Below are 17237 nucleotides of genomic sequence, written 5' to 3' on the forward strand. Positions count from 1 at the left end.
ACGACATGAAGCATTCGCGAAGCACTGGAAAGGTATGGCTGGTGGGCGTGGGCCCCGGAGACCCCGACCTCGTGACCGTCAAGGCCGCCCGGGCGCTGGCCCAGGCGCAGGTCTGGCTGATCGACGACCTGGTGCCCGAGGCGATGGCGTGCCACGCCAGCCCCGGCACGCAGATCATTCCCGTCGGCAAGCGCGGCGGGCGGTGCTCGGTCAGCCAGGCCAGCATCCACGCCCAGACGCTGGCCCACGCGCTGGCAGGCCGCTGCGTGGCCCGCGTGAAGGGCGGCGACCCGCTGATGTTCGGCCGGGGCGGCGAGGAAGCCGCGTTCCTGCGCGGGCACGGGCTGGACGTGGAAGTGGTCAACGGCATCAGCAGCGGGCTGGCGGCGGCGCAGGCGCTGGGCATCGCGCTGACGCACCGGGCGCACTGCCACGGCGTGACCTTCGTCACCGCCCACACCCGCGGCGACGGCGAACCAGACTGGCACGCGCTGGCCGCCAGCGGCACGACGCTCGTCATCTACATGGGCATGCACCGCATCGCGGCAATCCAGGCGTCCTTGCTGGCGGCCGGCATGCGTGCCGACATGCCGGCCGGGGTGGTCATGCACGCAAGCTGCCCCGAACAGCGCTGCTGGACGGGCACCCTCGACACACTGACCGCCGCAGCCACCGCCGGTCTGGCCAGCCCATCGATCATCGTGGTGGGAGAAGTGGTGGGAAGACAGGCCGGGGGCGCGTGGCTGGTCGAGGGTTCAGCAGACCAAGACGCCCGGGCCGACAGGACAAGCTGCGATGTAGTGGCCTGAATCGCTGTTTCCTGCTGGGTTTTGCTCCCCTCTCCCGCGCGCGGGAGAGGGGCTGGGGGTGAGGGCCGGCGGCTCAAATTGCGACGTGGACCGGCAAGCAGATCCTCCACGCCCTCTCCCCCGACCCCTCTCCCGCCTTGCGGGAGAGGGGAGAAAACCTGGCGCAGCCACCGGCGTTACATCATCCCGCGACGTTTTTCACTCCCCTCTCCCGCCTTGCGGGAGAGGGGAGAAAACCTGCCGCAGCCGCCGGCGTTACATCATCCCGCGATGTTTTTCGCTCCCCTCTCCCGCGAGCGGGAGAGGGGCTGGGGGTGAGGGCCAGCGGCTCAAATTGCGACGTGGATCGGCAAGCAGATCCTCCACGCCCTCTCCCCCGACCCCTCTCCCGCCTTGCGGGAGAGGGGAGAAAACCTGCCGCAGCCACCGGCGTTACATCATCCCGCGACGTTTTTCGCTCCCCTCTCCCGCGAGCGGGAGAGGGGCTGGGGGTGAGGGCCAGCGGCTCAAATTGCGACGTGGATCGGCAAGCAGATCCTCCACGCCCTCACCCCCGACCCCTCTCCCGCCTTGCGGGAGAGGGGAGAAAACCTGCCGCAGCCACCGGCGTTACATCATCCCGCGATGTTTTTCGCTCCCCTCTCCCGCGGGCGGGAGAGGGGCTGGGGGTGAGGGCCAGCGGCTCAAATTGCGACGTGGATCGGCAAGCAACCGGCGTTACATCATCCCGCGATGTTTTTCGCTCCCCTCTCCCGCGAGCGGGAGAGGGGCTGGGGGTGAGGGCCGGCGGCTCAAATTGCGACGTGGATCGGCAAGCAGATCCTCCACGCCCTCTCCCCCGACCCCTCTCCCGCCTTGCGGGAGAGGGGAGAAAACCTGCCGAAGCTGGCCGCGTTACATCATCCCGCGATGTTTTTCGCTCCCTCTCCCGCCTTGCGGGAGAGGTGAGAAAGCCTGCCGCAGCCGCCGGCGTCATCAGCCGGCTCCATCCATCACTGCCCCACCAGCCGGCCCTCTGGCACTTCCCGTGCCCGGTTGCCGTCCAGCAGGCCCAACACCACCTGCAGTGCGAATGTCAGCGCGCCCACCAGGAACACCACGTCTCCAAAGGTGCGGACCCAGCGCAGCGTCTGCAGGATTGGCTGCTGGACGAACGCCTCGCTGCGGGCGTACCAGAGCCCTTCGCTGATGCTGGCCAGTGCCTGGATGATGCCCACCGGCAGCAGGCTGGTGCCGATCATCAGTGCCAGGCCGCCGTTCAGGCCCCAGAACGCGATCGACATCAGGCGCGGGCTCAGCCGGTAGGCTGGCCGCACGTAGCGCAGCACCAGCAGCGTGAAGCCGAGCGCCAGGAAGCCGTAGACGCCGAACAGTGCCGCGTGGGCGTGGACCGGCGTGGTGTTGAGCCCCTGCACGTAGTACAGCGAGATTGGCGGGTTGATCATGAAGCCGAACACGCCGGCGCCGAGCATGTTCCAGAACGCCACGGCCGTGAAGCACATCACCGGCCAGCGCAGGTTGTCCATCCACGGGGCACGAGTCTTGAGGCGCCAGTTTTCCCACGCTTCATGGCCCAGCACGATCAGCGGCATCACCTCCAGCGCCGAGAACGTGGCGCCGATGGCCATCACCGGGGTGGTGGTGCCGGCGAAGTACAGGTGGTGGAACGTGCCCGGAATGCCGCCGAGCATGAACAGCGACGCCGACGCCAGGCTGGCCGCCGTGGCCATCGGGCGCGACACCAGGCCCAGCGTGGAGAAGATGAAGGCCAGCGCGGTGGTGGCGAAGACCTCGAAGAAGCCCTCCACCCACAGGTGGACCACCCACCAGCGCCAGTACTCCATCACCGTCAGGCTGGTGCGCTCGCCGTAGAACAGGCCGGCGCCGTAGAACAGGCCGATGGCGACCACGGACGACGTCAGCAGCGCCAGCAGGTTCTTGTCGCCGCCGTCACGCGCCCGGAAGGCCGGGGCGATGCCGCGCAGCATCAGCACGAGCCAGATCACGATGCCGGCGAACTTGCCGATCTGCCACAGGCGTCCCAGGTCCACATACTCGTAGCCCTGGTGGCCCAGCCAGAAGTTCAGGTGGGCGGGCAGCTTCTGGGCGATGGCGAGGTAGTTGCCGGCGAACGAGCCGACCACGACCACCACCAGCGCCCAGAACAGCACGTCGACGCCGAGCCGCTGGTACTTGGGGTCCTTGCCGCCGTTGATCAGCGGCGCCAGGAACAGCCCGGCCGCCAGGAACCCGGTGGCGATCCAGAACAGCGCGCTCTGGATGTGCCAGGTGCGCACCAGCGTGTACGGGAACCACTGCGACACGTCGATCCCGTAGAACTTCTGGCCTTCGACCGTGTAGTGGGCGGTAAAGCCGCCGATCAGCACCTGGAACGCGAACAGTGCCACCACCAGGAACACGTACTTGCCCAGCGCCCGTTGCGACGGCGTGAGCGCGAACGTCGACAGCGGGTCGCGCGCGGGCGGAGGCGGCAGCGGCGACTCCTGGCCGCGCAGGAACGCCCAGGCCCAGATCAGCAGCCCCACGCCGGCCAGCAGCACGACCACGCTGGCCACGGACCAGACCACGTTTTCGGCGGTGGGACGATTGTCGATCAGCGGCTCGTGCGGCCAGTTGTTGGTGTAGGTGGCGGTGTGGCCGGGGCGGTCGGTCGCGGCGGCCCAGGCGGTCCAGAAGAAGAAATGCGTGAGCTGCACGCGACGCTCGGCCGACGGCAGCGTGTTTTCCTTCATCGCAAAGCTCTCGCGGCTGCGGCGGAGCTCCGGGGCGTCGGCAAACAGCCGCTGGTAGTAGTCGGCCGTGATTTCCATGGCCTTGGCGCGGCGGGGCGACACGGCGAGCACGTTGTGGGCGTCCACCTGGTTGCCGCGATATTCGGCCTTCAGATGGGCGCGCAGCGCGGCCTGCTGGCCGGCGTCGAGCGCGGCGAAATCCTGGCCGTGGCGCTCGCGGGCGGCCAGGTCCAGCCAGGCGGTGAGCTCGCGGTGCAGCCAGTCGGCGGTCCAGTCGGGCGCCTGGTAGGCGCCGTGGCCCCAGATCGAGCCGAGCTGCATGCCGCCCACCGATTGCCAGGCGGTCTGGCCGTCGAGGATGTCGTCGGCGGTAAACAGCGGGGTGCCGTCGGCGGCCACCACCTGTGCCGGGATCGGCGGCTGCTGCCGGTAGACCTCGGCACCGTAGTAGCCGAGCAGTGCGAACGTGACCGCCAGCACGGCGATCAGCGTGAACCATAGTTTCTTGTAGGGACCCATGATGAAAGCGCGGCAGGGCGCGTGATGAGGGTGTTGATGGTGTGGATGGGGTGCCGGGCGGCGCGGCTCAGTGGCCGCCTGCGGCCCCGCCGCGCACGGCGTTGTCGAACAGCACGTTGTTTTCCAGATGGATGTGTTCCATCAGGTCTTCGCGGAACGTGCGCAGGCCCAGGTAGAGCGCGCGCCAGGTGTTGCAGGCGGCGCGCGGCAGCGTGATGTCGCCGGTCAGTTCGGCCAGCCGCTCCAGCGCGACGCCGTGGTCGTCGTGCTCCATCCGCATGACCGTGATCGGCGCGCCGGCCATGGCGTTCATGCCGCGCGCGAGCATCGGGAACAGCACCTGTTCCTCCTTCTGCATATGGCTCAGCAGCTCCTGATGCATGACGCCCAGGTGATCGGCCAGGCCCACGGGGCAGTCGGGACGGTCGCCATGGACTTCCTCCACCCGGCGCGCCAGCCGGATCAACTCGGGCAACTGCTCGCGGTGGCGCTCGTGGAAGCGGGACAGGATGTGGGCGATCAGCGCGTCGGCGGGGGCGTCGCCCCAGTCCTGGCCGTCGGCCGGTGCCTCGGCCTGCAGCGCCTGAAGCCGCGCCTCGATGGCGGCGGCGTCCAGCCCCCTGGCCTCGGCGGCGTCGCGCAGCGTGTGGGCGCCGCCACAGCAGAAGTCGAGCTGGTAGTCGTGGAAGATCTTTGTCGCACCGGGGATGCGGCGGGCCAGTTGGCCCAGGGACTGGTCTTGCATGCTCATGGTTTGCTCCTTCTCAATAGATGCAAGCGTTCCCTGTGCGATTCTCGTGCCCATCGCAAATCTTCAAAGATTCAACGATTTACGTTTCGGTCGGGTATTTGTGACCCCGGCCAGACGTGGTGAATCGAACCTGACGAGGGTGTTTTTAACCATGATCGGCGAGCTACTTCTGGCGGACCTGTGCGCGGACCTGCCGCAGGCCGTGCGGATGCAACGGCTGGTGGGCAGCCTGCGCGCGCATTTCCGCTGCGGCGCGGTGGCGCTGCTGCGGCTGGAGGAAGACCAGTTGCGGCCGGTGGCGGTGGACGGGCTGGTGCGCGACGCGCTGGGGCGCCGCTTTGCCGTGAGCCTGCATCCGCGGCTGGCGGCCATTCTGGCCCGGCGCGGCGTGACCTGCTTTCACCACGACAGCGCACTGCCCGATCCGTACGACGGGCTGATCGATGCGCACGTGGGCGAGCCGCTGCCGGTGCACGACTGCATGGGCGTGAGCCTGGAGGCCGAGGGCCAGCCGTGGGGCGTGCTGACGCTCGACGCGCTGCAGGTGGGCACCTTTACCGATGCCGCGCAGGTGGACCTGCAGCGGCTGACGCCGCTGGTGGAGGCGGCCATTCGCCTGACGCGGCTTGAGGCCGAGATCCGGGCGCTGCGGCAGGGGCGCATCGACGCGCCGGCCGGCGAGGTGGGGCGCGACGAGGGCGAGATCATCGGCCAGAGCCAGGCCATCGCCCATCTGCTGCACGAACTGCGCGTGGTGGCCGATTCGGAACTGCCGGTGCTGCTGCTGGGCGAGACCGGCGTGGGCAAGGAACTGTTTGCGCACCGGCTGCACCGGCTGTCGCGCCGGCGCAATCGGCCGCTGATCCACGTCAACTGCGCGGCGCTGCCCGAATCACTGGCCGAGAGCGAACTGTTCGGCCATGCGCGCGGTGCGTTCTCGGGTGCCACGGGCGAGCGGCCGGGGCGGTTCGAGGCTGCCGATGGCGGCACGCTGTTCCTGGACGAGGTGGGCGAACTGCCGCTGTCGATCCAGGCCAAGCTGCTGCGCACGCTGCAGAACGGCGAGATCCAGCGGCTGGGCAGCGACCGGCCGCGCCGCGTGGACGTGCGCGTGATCGCGGCGACCAACCGCCACCTGCGCGAGCACGTGCGCGACGGGGCGTTCCGGGCCGACCTCTATCACCGGCTGTCGGTCTATCCGATCCCGATCCCGCCGCTGCGCGAGCGCGACAACGACGTGCTGCTGCTGGCCGGCCACTTTCTGGAGCTGAATCGGGCCCGGCTGGGGCTGCGCAGCCTGCGGCTGTCCGCCGCCGCGCAAGACGCGCTGCGCCGCTATCCGTGGCCCGGCAACGTGCGCGAGCTGGAACACGTGATCAGCCGCGCGGCGCTCAAGCGCGTGAGCCGCGGGGCGGACCGCAACGACATCCTGACGCTCGATGCCGACCTGTTCGGCGACCTGTTCGATGTGTCGGAGCTGTCGGACCCTGCCCAGCGCGGCGGCTGGGCGCCGTCTGGGCCGGCCGAAGGGCCGCTGGCGCCCGTGGTGGTGCCGGAACTGACGCTGCGCCAGGCCGTGGATTCGTGCCAGCGCCGGTGCATCGAACAGGCGCTGCTGGCGCAGGACGGCAACTGGACGCAGGCCGCGCGGCAGCTTGGCGTGGATGCCAGCAACCTGCACAAGCTGGCGCGCCGGCTCGGGTTCAAGCGGGACGACCGGCGGCGCGCGGCGGCCTTGCCGGCGCCAGCGCGCGCCGGGGGCCGGCGCTAGCGCGGGCGGTTGTCGACGATGCGGCGCGCCTTGCCCACCGAGCGCTCGACGCCGCCTTCGCCCAGGATCTCGATCCCGGCCGTCACGCCGATGTACGCCTTGATGTCGTGCGCCAGCTGCTCGCGCGCTTGGCCGGCCGCCGCCGGATCGGCACCGTGGGCGCATTCCACGCGCACGGTCAGCGTGTCCAGCGGGCCTTCCTTGCCCAGCACGCACTGGTAGTGCGGCGCCAGCCCGCTGTGCTTGAGGATCAGTTCTTCGATTTGGGACGGAAATACGTTGACGCCGCGCACGATCATCATGTCGTCGGTGCGGCCCGTGATCTTCTCCATGCGGCGGAACGCGGCGCGCGCGGTGCCGGGCAGCAGCCGCGTGAGGTCGCGCGTGCGGTAGCGCACCACCGGCATCGCTTCCTTGGTCAGCGACGTGAATACCAGTTCGCCGAATTCGCCGTCGGGCAGCACCTCGCCGGTGTCGGGGTCGATGATCTCGGGATAGAAATGGTCTTCCCAGATGGTCGGGCCGTCCTTGGTCTCGGCGCACTCGTTGGCCACGCCGGGGCCCATGACCTCGGACAGGCCATAGATGTCGACGGCCGAGATGCCCATGCGCTTCTCGATGGCCAGCCGCATCTCGGGCGTCCACGGCTCGGCGCCGAAGATGCCGATGCGCAGCGACGTCGATGCCGGGTCGATGCCCTGGCGCTCCAGCTCGTCGGCAATCGCCAGCATGTAGCTGGGCGTCACCATGATGATCTCCGGCCTGAAGTCCTGGATGAGCTGCACCTGCCGCTCGGTCTGGCCGCCGCCGAACGGGATGGCCGTCAGCCCGGCCTTTTCCACGCCGTAGTGGGCGCCCAGCCCGCCCGTGAACAGGCCGTAGCCGTAGCTGATATGGACCTTGTCGCCGCGGCGGGCGCCTGACGCCCGGATCGAGCGGGCCATGACCGTGGCCCAGGTGTCGATGTCCTGCAGCGTGTAGCCCACCACCGTGGGCTTGCCCGTGGTGCCCGACGAGGCGTGGATGCGGGCGATCCGGTCCTGCGGCACGGCGAACATGCCGAACGGGTAGTTGTCGCGCAGGTCCTGCTTGGTCGTGAACGGAAAGCGTGCCAGGTCGGCCAGCGACTGGACCTGGTCCGGATGCACGCCGGCCTGGTCGAACTTGCGCCGGTAGACGGGCGAATGGTCGTAGGCATGGCGCAGCGACCATTTCAGGCGCTCGAGCTGCAGGGTTTGCAGCGTCTGCCGGCTGGCGGTCTCGATCGGCTCCAGCGGCAGATCGGTCAGGGGCGTACTCATGCGTGTCTCCACGTTTCCGGGATGGTTGCGCTACGTTGGCGCGGGAACGGCGGGGTGCCGGGCGTCAGCCTTCGGCGGGCGGGATCACGTGCCCCTTGATCTGCGCCGACTTGCCGCGGAACATCGCCACCGGCTCGCCGGCGCGGTTGGTCACCTTGATGTCGTACACGCCGTGGCGGCCGGACAGAATCTGCTCCACGGCCTCGGCGGTCAGCACGTCGCCGCCCCGCACGGGCCGCAGGAATTCGATCGCGCAGCCCGACGCCACGGTGTTGATGTTGCGGCTATTGCAGGCGAACGCGAAGGCCGAATCGGCCAGCGTGAACATCAGCCCGCCGTGGCAGATGGCGTGGCCGTTCAGGAATTCGGGCCGTACGGGCATCGACAGGCGCGCGTAGCCGGGCCGTACTTCCTCGATCACCATGCCCAGCCAGCGGCTGCAGGCGTCGGATTCGTACATCGCGTGGGCGGTGGCCTGCGCCAGCGCCTGGGGATCTTGCGTCAAGCGGATCTCCTGGTTGCGGGGGACGGGATCAGGCGCCCTTGAAATGGGGCGCGCGCTTTTGCAGAAAGGCGTTCACGCCTTCCGAATAATCGTGGGACTGGCCGAGATCGCGCTGCAGGTCGCGCTCCAGGTCTAGCTGGGCGTCGAACGTGTTGGTGGCGCTGGCGTGCATGGCGCGCTTGATGGCGGCCAGCGCGCGGGTGGGCTGGGCGGCCAGGTGCGTGGCGATCGCCATGGCCTGCTCGGGCAGCAGCGGGTCGTCCATCGCTTCCCAGATCAGGCCCCACTTCTCGGCCTCGTCGGCGCTCAGCTTGTCGCCGGTCACCGCCAGGCCAAGGGCCCGGGCCATGCCCAGGCGCTTGGGCAGCAGCCACGTGCCGCCGGAATCGGGCACGAGGCCGATCCTGACGAACGCCTGGATGAAGCTGGCGGAGCGGGCGGCCAGCACGATGTCGCACGCCAGCGCCAGGTTGGCGCCCGCGCCGGCGGCCGTGCCGTTGACGGCGGCAATCACGGGCAGCGGCAGCGCCTGGAGCCGGCGGACCAGCGGGTTGAACCAGGTATCGATCAGCTCGCCGAGGTCGGTGGCGTGGCCGGGCGTGAAATCGAGATCGGCAAGATCCTGGCCCGCGCAGAAACCGCGGCCGGCGCCGGTCAGCAGCAGCGCGCGGGCCGCGCCGGCTTCGACGTGGTCCAGCGCCTGCACCAGCGCGCGGTGCATGTCGCGCGTGAAACTGTTGAGCTTGTCGGGGCGATTCAGCGTCACGACGGCCACGTCGCCTTGCCAGCGCAGCAGGATCGGGCCGGCTTCGAGCGTGGTGCGCACGGCGGCTTGCGCCGGGGTCGGGGGCATGGGGGTCTCCTGCGCCATGTTGGGTCTCCTGGTCCGGGGTGTGGATCGACTGCCACGCGGGGTGCTTCGCACATTGTAGATAGCGTGCGGCGCCCGTTAAATTAACCGACCAGTCGGTCGGCAAATAGTAGTGGGGAAGAGGGCGCGGCGCAAGAGGTGTCGGCCCGCCTTGACCGTGGCAGGGTGGCGGGCGAGTATCGACCCGCTGATCGGCCCGTCGCATCGCCGGGCCGCTTCCATTCATCGCAAGGAGAAGACATGTCGTACGAGAACATCCTGGTGGAGACCCGCGGCCGGGTAGGGCTGGTGACGCTGAACCGGCCCAAGGCGCTCAACGCGCTCAACGACGCGCTGATGGACGAACTGGGCGCCGCGCTGACGGCGTTCGACCAGGACGACGGGATCGGCTGCATCGTCATCACCGGCAGCGAGCGGGCGTTCGCGGCGGGGGCCGATATCGGCATGATGGCCAGGTACTCTTATATGGATGTCTACAAGGGCGACTACATTACGCGCAACTGGGAGACCATCCGCCGCATCCGCAAGCCCGTGATTGCCGCGGTGGGCGGCTACGCGCTGGGCGGCGGCTGCGAGCTGGCGATGATGTGCGACATCGTGATCGCGGCCGAGAGCGCAAAGTTCGGCCAGCCTGAGGTGAAGCTGGGCACCATGCCCGGCGCCGGCGGCACACAGCGGCTGCCGCGCGCGGTATCCAAGGCCAAGGCGATGGACCTGTGCCTGACCGCCCGGATGATGGACGCGGCTGAGGCCGAGCGGGCGGGACTGGTATCGCGCGTGGTGCCGGCGGACAAGCTGGTGGACGAAGCGGTCGCCGCGGCGGAGACCATCGCCGGCTATTCACTGCCCGTGGTGATGATGATCAAGGAATCGGTCAACGCGGCCTACGAGACCACGCTGAACGAAGGCGTGCGATTCGAGCGTCGGCTGTTCCATTCCACCTTCGCCACCGAGGACCAGAAGGAGGGGATGGCTGCGTTTGTGGAGAAACGCGCACCCAACTTCACCCATCGGTAATAGTTGAGTCAGGGAATACCCGAGGATAGCGCGGGGGTATTATGCGGCCGGACAAATGTTTGTCGGGCCGATTTTCCTTATCGATCAAGGGTTTGAATGAGGGCGCGAACATTCTCCGCCACAGGTTCGTGACATACGTGTTGCAAAGCGCGTCGATCGGGCCTAATATTCGCCCCCTCGCAACACGAACCGCGCTGCAAACGCAGCAGCGACAAGGGTTGCGGGGTTGATGGGGGTTGGAGTTGGCGGGGTTTGCCAGCGCCGGCCGGCAGAAAAAAGTTCTGCGAAACCTGTTGACGAAACGTTGAATGCTCTGCATAATCTCGTTTCTCCGCTGCGACGAAATACGCAGCGACAGCGAACGGCGAAGCCGGCTCGCTGAAGTTCTTTAACAACCAAACAACCGATAAGTGTGGGCGCTTGATGGCGAACGCCGCCGGGGACTTCGGGTTCCTGGTGTTGCTTCAACAGTATCAAGTGCTCGCACAGTAAAACATGTTGGTTTGGCTCTTCGGAGTTGAGTCAGTCAGTTTTCTGAGAGTGAGCGACCGCTCGAAAGAGCGAGCCCTTCGGGGCACACAGAGATTGAACTGAAGAGTTTGATCCTGGCTCAGATTGAACGCTGGCGGCATGCCTTACACATGCAAGTCGAACGGCAGCGCGGACTTCGGTCTGGCGGCGAGTGGCGAACGGGTGAGTAATACATCGGAACGTACCCTGTTGTGGGGGATAACTAGTCGAAAGATTAGCTAATACCGCATACGACCTGAGGGTGAAAGCGGGGGACCGCAAGGCCTCGCGCAGCAGGAGCGGCCGATGTCTGATTAGCTAGTTGGTGGGGTAAAGGCTCACCAAGGCGACGATCAGTAGCTGGTCTGAGAGGACGATCAGCCACACTGGGACTGAGACACGGCCCAGACTCCTACGGGAGGCAGCAGTGGGGAATTTTGGACAATGGGGGCAACCCTGATCCAGCAATGCCGCGTGTGTGAAGAAGGCCTTCGGGTTGTAAAGCACTTTTGTCCGGAAAGAAAACGTTCTGGTTAATACCTGGGGCGGATGACGGTACCGGAAGAATAAGCACCGGCTAACTACGTGCCAGCAGCCGCGGTAATACGTAGGGTGCGAGCGTTAATCGGAATTACTGGGCGTAAAGCGTGCGCAGGCGGTTTTGTAAGACAGGCGTGAAATCCCCGGGCTTAACCTGGGAATTGCGCTTGTGACTGCAAGGCTAGAGTGCGTCAGAGGGGGGTAGAATTCCACGTGTAGCAGTGAAATGCGTAGAGATGTGGAGGAATACCGATGGCGAAGGCAGCCCCCTGGGACGTGACTGACGCTCATGCACGAAAGCGTGGGGAGCAAACAGGATTAGATACCCTGGTAGTCCACGCCCTAAACGATGTCAACTAGTTGTTGGGGATTCATTTTCTCAGTAACGTAGCTAACGCGTGAAGTTGACCGCCTGGGGAGTACGGTCGCAAGATTAAAACTCAAAGGAATTGACGGGGACCCGCACAAGCGGTGGATGATGTGGATTAATTCGATGCAACGCGAAAAACCTTACCTACCCTTGACATGCCACTAACGAAGCAGAGATGCATCAGGTGCCCGAAAGGGAAAGTGGACACAGGTGCTGCATGGCTGTCGTCAGCTCGTGTCGTGAGATGTTGGGTTAAGTCCCGCAACGAGCGCAACCCTTGTCTCTAGTTGCTACGAAAGGGCACTCTAGAGAGACTGCCGGTGACAAACCGGAGGAAGGTGGGGATGACGTCAAGTCCTCATGGCCCTTATGGGTAGGGCTTCACACGTCATACAATGGTGCGTACAGAGGGTTGCCAACCCGCGAGGGGGAGCTAATCCCAGAAAACGCATCGTAGTCCGGATCGCAGTCTGCAACTCGACTGCGTGAAGCTGGAATCGCTAGTAATCGCGGATCAGCATGCCGCGGTGAATACGTTCCCGGGTCTTGTACACACCGCCCGTCACACCATGGGAGTGGGTTTTGCCAGAAGTAGTTAGCCTAACCGCAAGGAGGGCGATTACCACGGCAGGGTTCATGACTGGGGTGAAGTCGTAACAAGGTAGCCGTATCGGAAGGTGCGGCTGGATCACCTCCTTTCCAGAGGCTTGTGTTCACAAGTCAAGCGTCCACACTTATCGGTTTGTTTGAGTGTTACAGCCAAGGGTCTGTAGCTCAGGTGGTTAGAGCACCGTCTTGATAAGGCGGGGGTCGTAGGTTCAAGTCCTACCAGACCCACCAAGTTATCCGGGGGATTAGCTCAGCTGGGAGAGCACCTGCTTTGCAAGCAGGGGGTCGTCGGTTCGATCCCGTCATCCTCCACCACTTACCTTGGGGTAGTTGTCAAAGAGAAGCGCTCGGTTGCGAGTGTTTGTCTTTGGCTGTTGCCATCGAGCATGTTTGCTCGGCTGTTCTTTAACAATATGGGATGTAGTAAAGGTGTCGCGAGTGCGTTGATGAGGCGCGCTGCAGTACGCGATACCGGGTTGTGATTGTATCAACCAAAATGTATTTAAGTGATCGAAAGATGACTTGGAATACGGCACAAACGCGAGAACTCAGACCTGTAATGGATGTGGAGACACACTCGTTATAGGGTCAAGCGAACAAGTGCATGTGGTGGATGCCTTGGCGATCACAGGCGATGAAGGACGCGGTAGCCTGCGAAAAGCTTCGGGGAGCTGGCAAACGAGCTTTGATCCGGAGATGTCCGAATGGGGAAACCCGGCCCGTATGGGTCATCCCTTGCTGAATACATAGGCAAGGGAAGCGAACGCGGCGAACTGAAACATCTAAGTAGCTGCAGGAACAGAAATCAACCGAGATTCCCAAAGTAGTGGCGAACGAAATGGGAAGAGCCTTGTACTCTTTAGCAGCATTGTTAGCAGAACGGGATGGAAAGCCCGGCCATAGCAGGTGATAGCCCTGTATGCGAAAACAGCGTTGTGGAACTAGGTGTACGACAAGTAGGGCGGGACACGTGAAATCCTGTCTGAAGATGGGGGGACCATCCTCCAAGGCTAAATACTCGTGATCGACCGATAGTGAACCAGTACCGTGAGGGAAAGGCGAAAAGAACCCCGGGAGGGGAGTGAAATAGATCCTGAAACCGCATGCATACAAACAGTCGGAGCCTGGCAACGGGTGACGGCGTACCTTTTGTATAATGGGTCAGCGACTTACATTCAGTGGCAAGCTTAACCGATTAGGGAAGGCGTAGCGAAAGCGAGTCCGAACAGGGCGTTGAGTCGCTGGGTGTAGACCCGAAACCAGATGATCTATCCATGGCCAGGTTGAAGGTGCGGTAACACGTACTGGAGGACCGAACCCACTAACGTTGAAAAGTTAGGGGATGAGCTGTGGATAGGGGTGAAAGGCTAAACAAATCTGGAAATAGCTGGTTCTCTCCGAAAACTATTTAGGTAGTGCCTCGTGTCTCACCTTCGGGGGTAGAGCACTGTCATGGTTGGGGGGTCTATTGCTGATTACCCCGCCATAGCAAACTCCGAATACCGAAGAGTGCAATCACGGGAGACAGACATCGGGTGCTAACGTCCGGTGTCAAGAGGGAAACAACCCAGACCGCCAGCTAAGGTCCCCAAGATTGGCTAAGTGGGAAACGAAGTGGGAAGGCTAAAACAGTCAGGAGGTTGGCTTAGAAGCAGCCACCCTTTAAAGAAAGCGTAATAGCTCACTGATCGAGTCGTCCTGCGCGGAAGATGTAACGGGGCTAAGCCAGTCACCGAAGCTGCGGACGCGCGCAAGCGCGTGGTAGGAGAGCGTTCTGTAAGCCTGTGAAGGTGTCTTGTAAAGGATGCTGGAGGTATCAGAAGTGCGAATGCTGACATGAGTAGCGATAAAGGGGGTGAAAGGCCCCCTCGCCGTAAGCCCAAGGTTTCCTACGCAACGTTCATCGGCGTAGGGTGAGTCGGCCCCTAAGGCGAGGCAGAGATGCGTAGCTGATGGGAAGCAGGTTAATATTCCTGCACCGTCGTATGATGCGATGGGGGGACGGATCGCGGAAGGTTGTCCGGGTGTTGGAAGTCCCGGTCCCTGCATTGGAGAAGGCGCTTAGGCAAATCCGGGCGCGGAATTCAAGGATGCGGGGCGAGCGGCCTAGTGCTGCGAAGCAATTGGAAGTGGTTCCAAGAAAAGCCTCTAAGCTTCAGTCATACGAGACCGTACCGCAAACCGACACAGGTGGGCGAGATGAGTATTCTAAGGCGCTTGAGAGAACTCGGGAGAAGGAACTCGGCAAATTGGTACCGTAACTTCGGGATAAGGTACGCCCTGGTAGCTTGACTGGCCTGCGCCAGAAGGGTGAAGGGGTTGCAATAAAATGGTGGCTGCGACTGTTTAATAAAAACACAGCACTCTGCAAACACGAAAGTGGACGTATAGGGTGTGACGCCTGCCCGGTGCCGGAAGATTAAATGATGGGGTGCAAGCTCTTGATTGAAGTCCCGGTAAACGGCGGCCGTAACTATAACGGTCCTAAGGTAGCGAAATTCCTTGTCGGGTAAGTTCCGACCTGCACGAATGGCGTAACGATGGCCACACTGTCTCCTCCCGAGACTCAGCGAAGTTGAAGTGTTTGTGATGATGCAATCTCCCCGCGGCTAGACGGAAAGACCCCATGAACCTTTACTGTAGCTTTGCATTGGACTTTGAACCGATCTGTGTAGGATAGGTGGGAGGCTTTGAAGCGTGGACGCTAGTTCACGTGGAGCCGTCCTTGAAATACCACCCTGGTTTGTTTGAGGTTCTAACCTTGGCCCGTGAATCCGGGTCGGGGACAGTGCATGGTAGGCAGTTTGACTGGGGCGGTCTCCTCCCAAAGTGTAACGGAGGAGTTCGAAGGTACGCTTGGTACGGTCGGACATCGTACCTAAAGTGCAATGGCAAAAGCGTGCTTAACTGCGAGACCGACAAGTCGAGCAGGTGCGAAAGCAGGACATAGTGATCCGGTGGTTCTGAATGGAAGGGCCATCGCTCAACGGATAAAAGGTACTCTGGGGATAACAGGCTGATACCGCCCAAGAGTTCATATCGACGGCGGTGTTTGGCACCTCGATGTCGGCTCATCTCATCCTGGGGCTGTAGCCGGTCCCAAGGGTATGGCTGTTCGCCATTTAAAGAGGTACGTGAGCTGGGTTTAAAACGTCGTGAGACAGTTTGGTCCCTATCTGCCGTGGGCGTTGGAATCTTGACGGGGGCTGCTCCTAGTACGAGAGGACCGGAGTGGACGTACCGCTGGTGTACCTGTTGTCTCGCCAGAGGCATCGCAGGGTAGCTATGTACGGAAGAGATAACCGCTGAAAGCATCTAAGCGGGAAACTCGCCTGAAGATGAGGATTCCCTGGAGGCTTGACCTCCTTGAAGGGTCGTTCGAGACCAGGACGTTGATAGGCTGGGTGTGGAAGCGCAGTAATGCGTTAAGCTAACCAGTACTAATTGCCCGTAAGGCTTGATCCTATAACCAGTGTGTTTTACCTGGTGTTCCGCTGTGCCACAGGCATACAGCACAACCCCATATCTTTACTACACCCAGATTCGCCCGCGCTGACCACACGTCAGCGCCGGCAACCCCTCATGCCTGGTGACCATAGCGAGTTGGAACCACCCCTTCCCATCCCGAACAGGACCGTGAAACGACTTTGCGCCGATGATAGTGCGGACTACCCGTGTGAAAGTAGGTCATCGCCAGGCTCTTATACCCAAAACCCCCAAGCCCAAAAGCTTGGGGGTTTTGCTTTTGCAGCGGCGGTTTTGCGATCCGTCATGTTGCCTGTTGTTTTCAGGGTACCGGAGCATTCCGGCGCCCCGAGGCATCTGATATGTTCTCGCTCAAGCGCTGAAAAATTCAGCACGAAGCAGTCTGCAAGACCAAAAGCCTCGGCGCCGAATAGCCAGGAACTTGGGATTTCGACGAACGGGTAAGTATCAGGGTCCGGGGGGTATCGTGGCCATGAAGTTTCGGCCAGCATTGGCTTGTTTGGTGAGCGTGGTCGCGCTTGCCGGTTGTGCATCTACGTCGGTCGTGTCGACCGATCCGTCCAAAATGGCTGCCGTTTCCGATGGAAACTGCGCGGCGTTCAAGGGGAAGGGCCTGTTGCAGGCCGCCGTATCCCCCATCCCGACTGATCCGCTCGAGCTGGCCAATCGCATCGCGAAGTCCGGCGCGGAGGCCGACGCCGGTGGCGATGGCGAAGCGGAAGCCGATCCGGCTTCGCTGCCGCTGCTGTCGCACCTGCCGCTGTTCTCGGCAGCCTCAGGTCCGATGGTCCAGCCCTCCGGCTGGCACCCGTGGACCGTCAATCGCAACAAGCTGCCCACCCGCTATTCGCTGACCGAAGATGACCGGCGCCTGGTGCTTCATGCCCAGGCCGACGCTTCGGCATCCGGCCTCTATGTGCCGCTCGTCCAGCGCGATCCGGGCACGTTGCGATGGATGTGGAAGACCAGCGACGTCATCCGTGTCGCCGACAACGCCGTCAGCCATCGAGAAGACGCGCCGCTACGGATTTTCGTGGCATTCGACGGAGATCGGACCACGTTGTCGCTGAAAGACCAGCTGATGTACGAGATGGCGCGCATCACGACGGGGCGGGAGATGCCCTATGCCACGCTGATGTACATCTGGGCCGGCAAGCGCCCGCCCGGTACTGTCCTGAACAATCCGCACACCGACCGCGTGCGCATGATCGTCGTCGATTCCGGCACGCGGCACACCAAGGAATGGCGTTGCCACGAGCGTGACCTGCGTGCCGACTACCGCAAGGCGTTTGGCGCCGATCCGGGCAAAGTGCTCGCGGTGGGGCTGATGACCGATACCGACAACACCAAGAGCCGCGCGGAAGCGTGGTACGGCGACATCGCCATCGACTGAGCGACGGGCGCCACTCAGGGGCGGCCAGCCGG

At 63.7% G+C, this 17237-nt stretch carries 9 protein-coding genes, 2 tRNA genes and 3 rRNA genes; 9 read left to right on the forward strand and 5 right to left on the reverse strand.

The features are described from left to right. The first annotated feature begins 5 nt into the window (after window positions 1-5). Complete coding sequence (gene cobA / locus EHF44_RS07530; protein ID WP_124683168.1) at window positions 6-809, forward strand: uroporphyrinogen-III C-methyltransferase; 804 nt, start codon at window positions 6-8, stop codon at window positions 807-809. A 992-nt stretch (window positions 810-1801) separates the two neighbouring features. On the opposite strand, the gene EHF44_RS07535 is transcribed toward cobA, so the two are convergent. Next, the gene (locus EHF44_RS07535) at window positions 1802-4081 is read right to left on the reverse strand and encodes a nitric-oxide reductase large subunit (RefSeq protein WP_124683169.1); all 2280 of its coding nucleotides are present in this window, start codon (window positions 4079-4081) and stop codon (window positions 1802-1804) included. A gap of 67 nt (window positions 4082-4148) precedes the next feature. Continuing rightward, the gene (ytfE, locus tag EHF44_RS07540) at window positions 4149-4832 is read right to left on the reverse strand and encodes an iron-sulfur cluster repair protein YtfE (RefSeq protein ID WP_124683170.1); all 684 of its coding nucleotides are present in this window, start codon (window positions 4830-4832) and stop codon (window positions 4149-4151) included. A gap of 151 nt (window positions 4833-4983) precedes the next feature. Here ytfE and norR point away from each other — a divergent pair, with 151 nt between their 5' ends. Beyond that, window positions 4984-6603, forward strand: a complete 1620-nt coding sequence (gene norR, locus EHF44_RS07545) for a nitric oxide reductase transcriptional regulator NorR (protein ID WP_124683171.1) — start codon at window positions 4984-4986, stop codon at window positions 6601-6603. Here norR and paaK read toward each other — a convergent pair. The 3 genes from paaK to paaG form a co-directional block, all read right to left on the reverse strand. Continuing rightward, window positions 6600-7904 carry a phenylacetate--CoA ligase PaaK gene (paaK, locus tag EHF44_RS07550; RefSeq protein WP_124683172.1) on the reverse strand — a complete coding sequence of 435 codons (1305 nt, stop codon included), beginning with the start codon at window positions 7902-7904 and terminating at the stop codon, window positions 6600-6602. The two genes, norR and paaK, sit on opposite strands and share 4 nt — an antisense overlap. 64 nt (window positions 7905-7968) lie before the next feature. After that, window positions 7969-8409 (reverse strand): hydroxyphenylacetyl-CoA thioesterase PaaI, encoded by a 441-nt coding sequence (paaI, locus tag EHF44_RS07555; RefSeq protein WP_124683173.1) that lies wholly within the window; start codon window positions 8407-8409, stop codon window positions 7969-7971. Between the two features lie 28 nt (window positions 8410-8437). Next, entirely contained in the window at window positions 8438-9280 is an 843-nt protein-coding gene (paaG, locus tag EHF44_RS07560; protein WP_124683174.1) for a 2-(1,2-epoxy-1,2-dihydrophenyl)acetyl-CoA isomerase PaaG, read from the reverse strand. Between the two features lie 240 nt (window positions 9281-9520). Between paaG and EHF44_RS07565 the strand changes: the two genes are divergently transcribed. From EHF44_RS07565 to EHF44_RS07595, 7 genes are all read left to right on the forward strand, one after another. After that, a complete protein-coding gene (locus EHF44_RS07565) occupies window positions 9521-10297 on the forward strand; it encodes an enoyl-CoA hydratase (RefSeq protein ID WP_124683175.1) in 777 nt (258 codons plus the stop codon). A gap of 587 nt (window positions 10298-10884) precedes the next feature. Further along, window positions 10885-12416: ribosomal RNA gene (locus EHF44_RS07570) — 16S ribosomal RNA — on the forward strand. A gap of 64 nt (window positions 12417-12480) precedes the next feature. Continuing rightward, window positions 12481-12557: transfer RNA gene (locus tag EHF44_RS07575), tRNA-Ile, on the forward strand. An 8-nt stretch (window positions 12558-12565) separates the two neighbouring features. After that, window positions 12566-12641, forward strand: a tRNA-Ala gene (locus EHF44_RS07580). A gap of 271 nt (window positions 12642-12912) precedes the next feature. Then, window positions 12913-15791: ribosomal RNA gene (locus EHF44_RS07585) — 23S ribosomal RNA — on the forward strand. A 120-nt stretch (window positions 15792-15911) separates the two neighbouring features. Then, a 5S ribosomal RNA gene (rrf, locus tag EHF44_RS07590) occupies window positions 15912-16025 on the forward strand. Together the 16S, 23S and 5S rRNA genes with 2 tRNA genes alongside form the textbook arrangement of a ribosomal RNA operon. 253 nt (window positions 16026-16278) lie before the next feature. Continuing rightward, entirely contained in the window at window positions 16279-17205 is a 927-nt protein-coding gene (locus tag EHF44_RS07595; RefSeq protein ID WP_253699995.1) for a DUF3047 domain-containing protein, read from the forward strand. The last annotated feature ends 32 nt before the right edge of the window (window positions 17206-17237 follow it).

Source organism: Cupriavidus pauculus (assembly GCF_003854935.1).
In the GTDB taxonomy this organism is placed as follows: Bacteria; Pseudomonadota; Gammaproteobacteria; order Burkholderiales; family Burkholderiaceae; genus Cupriavidus; species Cupriavidus pauculus_C.